The following is a 6,180-nucleotide window of genomic DNA, read 5'->3' as shown; positions in this document are numbered from 1 at the left end:
AAAACCTACTGGAGGTCCGAACCCACGCCCGTTGAAAAGGTCGGGGATGAACTGTGGATAGGAGTGAAAGGCTAAACAAGTCCGGAGATAGCTGGTTCTCCCCGAAAGCTATTGAGGTAGCGCGTTTGGTATTACTGCCGGGGGTAGAGCACTGTTACGGCTAGGGGGCTGTCATGGCTTACCAACCCGTTGCAAACTCCGAATACCGGCAAGTACGAGCCAGGCAGACAGACGGCGGGTGCTAACGTCCGTCGTCAAGAGGGATGAAAACCCAGACCGCCAGCTAAGGTCCCCAAATATGGCTCAGTGGGAAACGATGTGGGAAGGCAAAGACAGCTAGGAGGTTGGCTTAGAAGCAGCCATCCTTTAAAGAAAGCGTAATAGCTCACTAGTCGAGTCGGCCTGCGCGGAAGATTTAACGGGGCTCAAGCCATATACCGAAGCTGCGGGTGTGTTCTATGAACACGCGGTAGGGGAGCGTTCGGTAAGCCAGTGAAGGTGTGCCGGAAGGCATGCTGGAGGTATCCGAAGTGCGAATGCTGACATGAGTAGCGATAAAGGGTGTGAAAACCACCCTCGCCGTAAGCCCAAGGGTTCCTGCGTCAAGTCAATCTGCGCAGGGTGAGTCGGCCCCTAAGGCGAGGCCGAGAGGCGTAGCTGATGGGAAATCGGTTAATATTCCGATACTGTTGTGAGATGCGATGGAGTGACGGAGAAAGGTAGCTCAGCCGGGTGTTGGACGTCCTGGTTTAAGCGTGTAGGGAGTCTTCTTAGGCAAATCCGGGAAGGCAATTCCAAGGCGTGATGACGATCCTCTACGGAGGAGAAGTGAGTGAACCTACGCTTCCAGGAAAAGCTTCTAAGCTCTAGTCTTACGATGACCGTACCCCAAACCGACACAGGTGGGCAGGAAGAATATTCCAAGGCGCTTGAGAGACCTCGGGTGAAGGAACTCGGCAAATTGACACCGTAACTTCGGAAGAAGGTGTGCCCTGATAGGTTGTACTCCCTAGCGGAGGAAGGCTGAAGGGGTCGCAGAGAATCGGTGGCTGCAACTGTTTAACAAAAACACAGGGCTCTGCAAAGACGAAAGTCGACGTATAGGGTCTGACGCCTGCCCGGTGCCGGAAGGTTAAGTGAGGGGGTGCAAGCTCTTGATCGAAGCCCCGGTAAACGGCCCGTAACTATAACGGTCCTAAGGTAGCGAAATTCCTTGTCGGGTAAGTTCCGACCTGCACGAATGGCGTAATGATGGCCACACTGTCTCCACCGAGACTCAGCGAAGTTGAAGTCGCTGTGAAGATACAGCGTTCCCGTGGCAAGACGGAAAGACCCCGTGCACCTTTACTACAACCTAGCATGGGACTTTGAGATGATTTGTGTAGGATAGGTGGGAGGCTGTGAAACTGGGACGCTAGTTCTGGTGGAGCCGTCCTTGAAATACCACCCTGGTGATCTTGGGGTTCTAACCTCGATCCGTTATCCGGATCAGGGACAGTGTTAGGCGGGTAGTTTGACTGGGGCGGTCTCCTCCCAAAGAGTAACGGAGGAGCACGAAGGTACCCTCAGCGCGGTCGGAAATCGCGCAGTGAGTGCAAAGGCACAAGGGTGCTTGACTGCGAGACAGACAAGTCGAGCAGGTGCGAAAGCAGGTCTTAGTGATCCGGTGGTTCTGTATGGAAGGGCCATCGCTCAACGGATAAAAGGTACGCCGGGGATAACAGGCTGATTCCCCCCAAGAGTTCACATCGACGGGGGAGTTTGGCACCTCGATGTCGGCTCATCGCATCCTGGGGCTGTAGCCGGTCCCAAGGGTATGGCTGTTCGCCATTTAAAGCGGTACGCGAGCTGGGTTCAGAACGTCGTGAGACAGTTCGGTCCCTATCTGCCATGGGCGTTGGAGATTTGAAGGAAGCTGCTCCTAGTACGAGAGGACCGGAGTGGACGTACCTCTGGTGTTCCGGTTGTTCTGCCAAGGGCATTGCCGGGTAGCTATGTACGGTCGGGATAACCGCTGAAAGCATCTAAGCGGGAAGCCCATCCTAAGATGAGATCTCCCGGGGCATAAGCCCCCTAAAGGGTCGTGGAAGACTACCACGTTGATAGGCTCCATGTGGAAGCGCAGTAATGCGTGTAGCTAAGGAGTACTAATCGCCCGTGTGGCTTGACCATATATCACCCAAGCATCCAAGTAAAAGAAGCCTTCCCTTCAGCAACACCCTGAGCGCACGCCAACACCCGCGCCCAGGACCAGACCAGTTTAACCTTGTCTGGCGGCCATAGCGCAGTGGAACCACCCCTTCCCATCTCGAACAGGACCGTGAAACGCTGCAGCGCCTATGATAGTTGAGGGTCTCCCTCCGCGAAAGTCGGTCACCGCCAGACACCTATACCTCATCAACCCCGACTCAATACAACGAGCCGGGGTTGTTTTTTGTCGATTGGCCGCAGGAATGCCTGGTTTTTCCGCACGCGAGTTTAAACAACCTGCCCCGCTGCCTGTCCTGATGCCCAAGCCCACTGAAAGTTGTAGCCGCCGAGCCAGCCGGTGACATCGACCACTTCACCGATGAAATAGAGGCCCGGCACCAGCTTCGACTGCATTGTGCTGGAGGACAGTTCATTGGTATCGACCCCGCCCAGCGTGACTTCGGCGGTGCGGTAACCTTCGGTGCCGCTGGCGGTGACAGGCCAGGCGTTGAGCTGACTGCCGATAAGACTGAGCTCCGCGCTGCGGTATTGACGCAGCGGCCGACTGTCGAACCACTGCTCACACAGGCGCTGCGCCAGCCGATTCGGTAGCGCATCGCCGAGTACGGTTTTTAGTGCGGCAAGAGGACGAATTGTGCGCTGTTCGATCAGCCATTCCGCCGCGTCCTGTTCCGCAAGGAGGTTGATACACAGTGCGTCGCCGGGTTGCCAGTAGGAAGAAATCTGTAAGATCGACGGTCCGCTGAGGCCGCGATGGGTGAACAGGAGGCCGGCGCGGAAAGCCTGCTTACCCACGCTAACCTTCGCACTGGCTAGGGACACACCCGCCAGATTTCGATAATGCTCCTGATGGATGCCGCTCAGGGTCAGTGGCACCAGACCGGCGCGGGTGGGTAGTGTGTTATGCCCAAACTGGCGTGCCAGATTGTAGCCGAAGCCCGTGGCGCCCATGCTGGGAATCGATAGGCCGCCCGAGGCGACGACCAGTGATTCGGTAAGCACTTCACCACGCGTCGTACGCACGCTGAAGCCTTTCACGGCTTGTCGTACCTCTTGCACGGTGCAACTGGTCTCCAGTGTCACACCTGCTGCGCTGCACTCAGCCACCAGCAACTGCACGATTTGTCTGGAGGAACCATCACAGAACAGCTGACCGAGTTCTTTTTCGTGAAAGGCGATGCCGTGTTTCTCCACGAGTGCGATGAAGTCCGCGGGTGTGTAGCGCGCTAGCGCGGACTTGGGGAAATGCGGGTTGCTGCAGAGGTACTGGCTTGGCGTTACCCCGAGGTTGGTAAAATTGCAGTGGCCGCCGCCAGACATCAGGATTTTCTTGCCGACTTTGTTGGCATGATCGATCACCAGCACGCGCCGACCGCGCTGACCGGCCGCGATCGCGCTCATGAGGCCAGCGGCACCAGCGCCAACGATCAGCACATCCACTTTCACCCGTTCACCATGTGTTCAATCTGGCGCGTGTATTTTGCGTTGATGATGACTATGCTAGCTGTTTCAGTCACTGCAAAGTTACTTTGTCTGGTTTTAGTGGCGCTCATTATTTTGCTTGTCCTGGTGATATAACCACAACAGGTTATTTTGACTTTAGGTGCAGTGTTTTTGCGTGTCGGGAGTGGAAGCTGCCCTCTCTCCCAAGACCCTGACGGCGATTCGTCTATGATAATGGAGGGCTGCTCGGTACGAAATAGGCCACCGTCGGGCGGCGCTTTGACAGGATAAACAGAGAAGACGGGTTTTCGTGCGGGAGGCCAGTCACGGGAACGCTGAGCCACCCTTTCCTTGACAGTACCAACCAGTCGGTCTTATATGGTGCCCCATTTCGGAATATTTATGAGGCAAATATGGAAGTGATTACTGCAATAAAAAATCGACGTGCTACAAAGTCCTTTGATCCGCACCACAAAATGTCCGAAGAAACACGACGGGTGCTGCTGGAGATATCGGCATTGGCACCCAGTGCGTATAATATTCAGCATTGGCGGATTGTGGATGTACAGGATCCAGCGGAGCGGGCAGCTATTCGCGAGGTCGCCTGGGGACAGGCACAGGTGACCGATGCTTCCGCGCTCTATGTGCTTTGTGCCGACCTCAATGCCTGGCAGGAAGAGCCGCAGCGCTACTGGGTGACATCGCCGCAGCCGGTGCAGGATTTTCTGCTGCCGAAACTGGACGAATATTATCGTGGTAAGCAGGAGGTGGCGCGGGATGAGGCCATGCGCAGCCTGGGCATTTTTGGTATGGCCCTGATGCTGGTGGCCCAGGATCTCGGTTATGACTCTTGCCCCATGGATGGCTTCGATTTTAATGCCGTGGCTCAGATTATCCATCTCCCGGCAGATTTTGCGATTGGCTATATGGTTGCGATCGGTAAAGGCACGGATAATGCTTGGCCTCGTAATCGGGAACCTGTGGAGAAACTGGTATATATCGATCATTTTTGAGCCCTGGGCAGATCGTCGCGGTGGGAAATGCTCTATACTCGTAGCTCATCATAGCGAGCAGGTGACCACCTGCAGGAGAGTGAAGAATGCCTGTCAACGAAGGGACTGCGGACCGGATTATCCGCGTGATTGTAGGTTTGGCCATTATTATAGTGCTGGCAGCTTTTCTGCCTGGCGCGAACAAATGGTGGGCGTTGGTGGGTTTGGTGCCACTGATTACCGGGCTCACCGGTTTCTGCGCGCTGTATCCCTTGCTGGGCATCAAGACCTGCCCGATGAAGCCGCGAGCAAAATCCTGATCCTCTGAATGCTGTTTCCCGGCACTTACGGGCGTTGCGTGAAGGGCACGGCGGCGACTGAGCCTTTCTTGCTATACGCCTCTTGGATATACCTCGGTGGGCCGGGTGAAGTCCAAGCCCGTGGTGCGCCCCGTGCGCAAGCCAACGGGGATGATGCCATTGCTTGTTAACCTGAGCAGGGACGCGCGGCCAGCCGTTCTCGCTTTTTGATGCCTTGGAAGCGGTTTGCACGCAAAGTTGCCTGAGAGCCCGCAAACACCTTGACATCCACCCCTATCATCGCTAATCTCCCGCCCCTCAGTGAAAAACCCGAAGCCGGAGTTGTGTGATGAAGACCTATTCTGCCAAGTCTCATGAAGTGCAAGGGGACTGGTTCGTGGTGGATGCCACCAATAAAGTTCTGGGCCGCCTCTCTTCAGAGTTGGCCAAACGTCTGCGTGGCAAGCATAAGCCCGAGTACACGCCGCATGCCGATACCGGCGATTACATTGTCGTCATCAATGCCGACAAGATCGCGGTCACCGGCAACAAGGCCAAAGACAAAATTTATTACCATCACACCGGCTACGTCGGCAACCTGAAGAGTGCTTCCTTCGAGAAGATGATGGAGACGCACCCGGAGCGGATCATCGAACTCGCGGTCAAGGGCATGTTGCCCAAGAATCCGCTGGGTCGGGCGATGTTCAAGAAGCTCAAGGTCTACACCGGCTCCGAGCATCCTCATTCGGCGCAGCAGCCGCAGCCCCTGAACGTTTAAGGCGAAGATTTTATGGAACAATATTACGGAACCGGTCGGCGTAAAAGTGCAACAGCCCGCGTGTATTTGCGCCGTGGCTCAGGCAAAATCGTCATCAACAAACGCACTCTGGAAGATTACTTCGGCCGCGAAACCTCGCGCATGGTGGTCATGCAGCCTCTGGAATTGACCGGTCACGGTGGCCAGTTCGACATTCTGGTCAACGTCAGTGGCGGCGGTGCCAGCGGTCAGGCGGGTGCAATCCGCCATGGTATCACCCGCGCCCTTATGGTTTATGATGAAACCTTGCGGCGGCCTCTGCGCACGGCGGGTTTTGTCACCCGCGACGCTCGCGAAGTGGAACGTAAGAAGGTCGGCAAGCATAAGGCCCGGCGTAGTCACCAGTTCTCCAAGCGTTAATCACGCGCGCTTCAGACTGGAAAACAAGCCGCCTTCGGGCGGCTTTTTCCGTTACAGC

5 protein-coding genes and 2 rRNA genes (1 of these 7 only partly in view) are annotated in these 6,180 nt (G+C 55.9%); 6 read left to right on the top strand and 1 reads right to left on the bottom strand.

Annotated features, from left to right (window positions below; genetic code table 11):
- Positions 1-2,172 (top strand): 23S ribosomal RNA (locus H2515_RS14895); it begins 715 nt to the left of the window's first position.
- 97 nt (positions 2,173-2,269) lie between these two features.
- Positions 2,270-2,385, top strand: a 5S ribosomal RNA gene (gene rrf, locus H2515_RS14890).
- A 93-nt stretch (positions 2,386-2,478) separates the two neighbouring features.
- Here the strand turns inward: rrf and H2515_RS14885 are convergent.
- The gene (locus H2515_RS14885; protein WP_232821433.1) at positions 2,479-3,657 is read right to left on the bottom strand and encodes a BaiN/RdsA family NAD(P)/FAD-dependent oxidoreductase; all 1,179 of its coding nucleotides are present in this window, start codon (positions 3,655-3,657) and stop codon (positions 2,479-2,481) included.
- A 410-nt stretch (positions 3,658-4,067) separates the two neighbouring features.
- On the opposite strand from H2515_RS14885, the gene H2515_RS14880 reads away from it, so the two are divergent.
- From H2515_RS14880 to rpsI, 4 genes are all read left to right on the top strand, one after another.
- Positions 4,068-4,667 carry a nitroreductase family protein gene (locus tag H2515_RS14880; protein ID WP_065412800.1) on the top strand — a complete coding sequence of 200 codons (600 nt, stop codon included), beginning with the start codon at positions 4,068-4,070 and terminating at the stop codon, positions 4,665-4,667.
- An 86-nt stretch (positions 4,668-4,753) separates the two neighbouring features.
- Positions 4,754-4,966, top strand: a complete 213-nt coding sequence (locus H2515_RS14875; RefSeq protein ID WP_035191226.1) for a YgaP family membrane protein — start codon at positions 4,754-4,756, stop codon at positions 4,964-4,966.
- Between the two features lie 328 nt (positions 4,967-5,294).
- A complete protein-coding gene (gene rplM, locus H2515_RS14870; protein ID WP_014030395.1) occupies positions 5,295-5,723 on the top strand; it encodes a 50S ribosomal protein L13 in 429 nt (142 codons plus the stop codon).
- A gap of 12 nt (positions 5,724-5,735) precedes the next feature.
- Positions 5,736-6,122 (top strand): 30S ribosomal protein S9, encoded by a 387-nt coding sequence (rpsI, locus tag H2515_RS14865; RefSeq protein WP_014030394.1) that lies wholly within the window; start codon positions 5,736-5,738, stop codon positions 6,120-6,122.
- The last annotated feature ends 58 nt before the right edge of the window (positions 6,123-6,180 follow it).

This window comes from Acidithiobacillus ferrivorans (assembly GCF_016250455.1).
Lineage (GTDB): Bacteria > Pseudomonadota > Gammaproteobacteria > Acidithiobacillales > Acidithiobacillaceae > Acidithiobacillus > Acidithiobacillus ferrivorans.
This window is presented reverse-complemented; position numbering and strand designations above follow the sequence as displayed.

Coding starts and splice junctions, on each gene's coding strand:
- H2515_RS14880 (WP_065412800.1), top strand. CDS start 4,068: ATGGAAGTGATTACTGCAATAAAAAATCGACGTGCTACAAAGTCCTTT.
- H2515_RS14875 (WP_035191226.1), top strand. CDS start 4,754: ATGCCTGTCAACGAAGGGACTGCGGACCGGATTATCCGCGTGATTGTA.
- rplM (WP_014030395.1), top strand. CDS start 5,295: ATGAAGACCTATTCTGCCAAGTCTCATGAAGTGCAAGGGGACTGGTTC.
- rpsI (WP_014030394.1), top strand. CDS start 5,736: ATGGAACAATATTACGGAACCGGTCGGCGTAAAAGTGCAACAGCCCGC.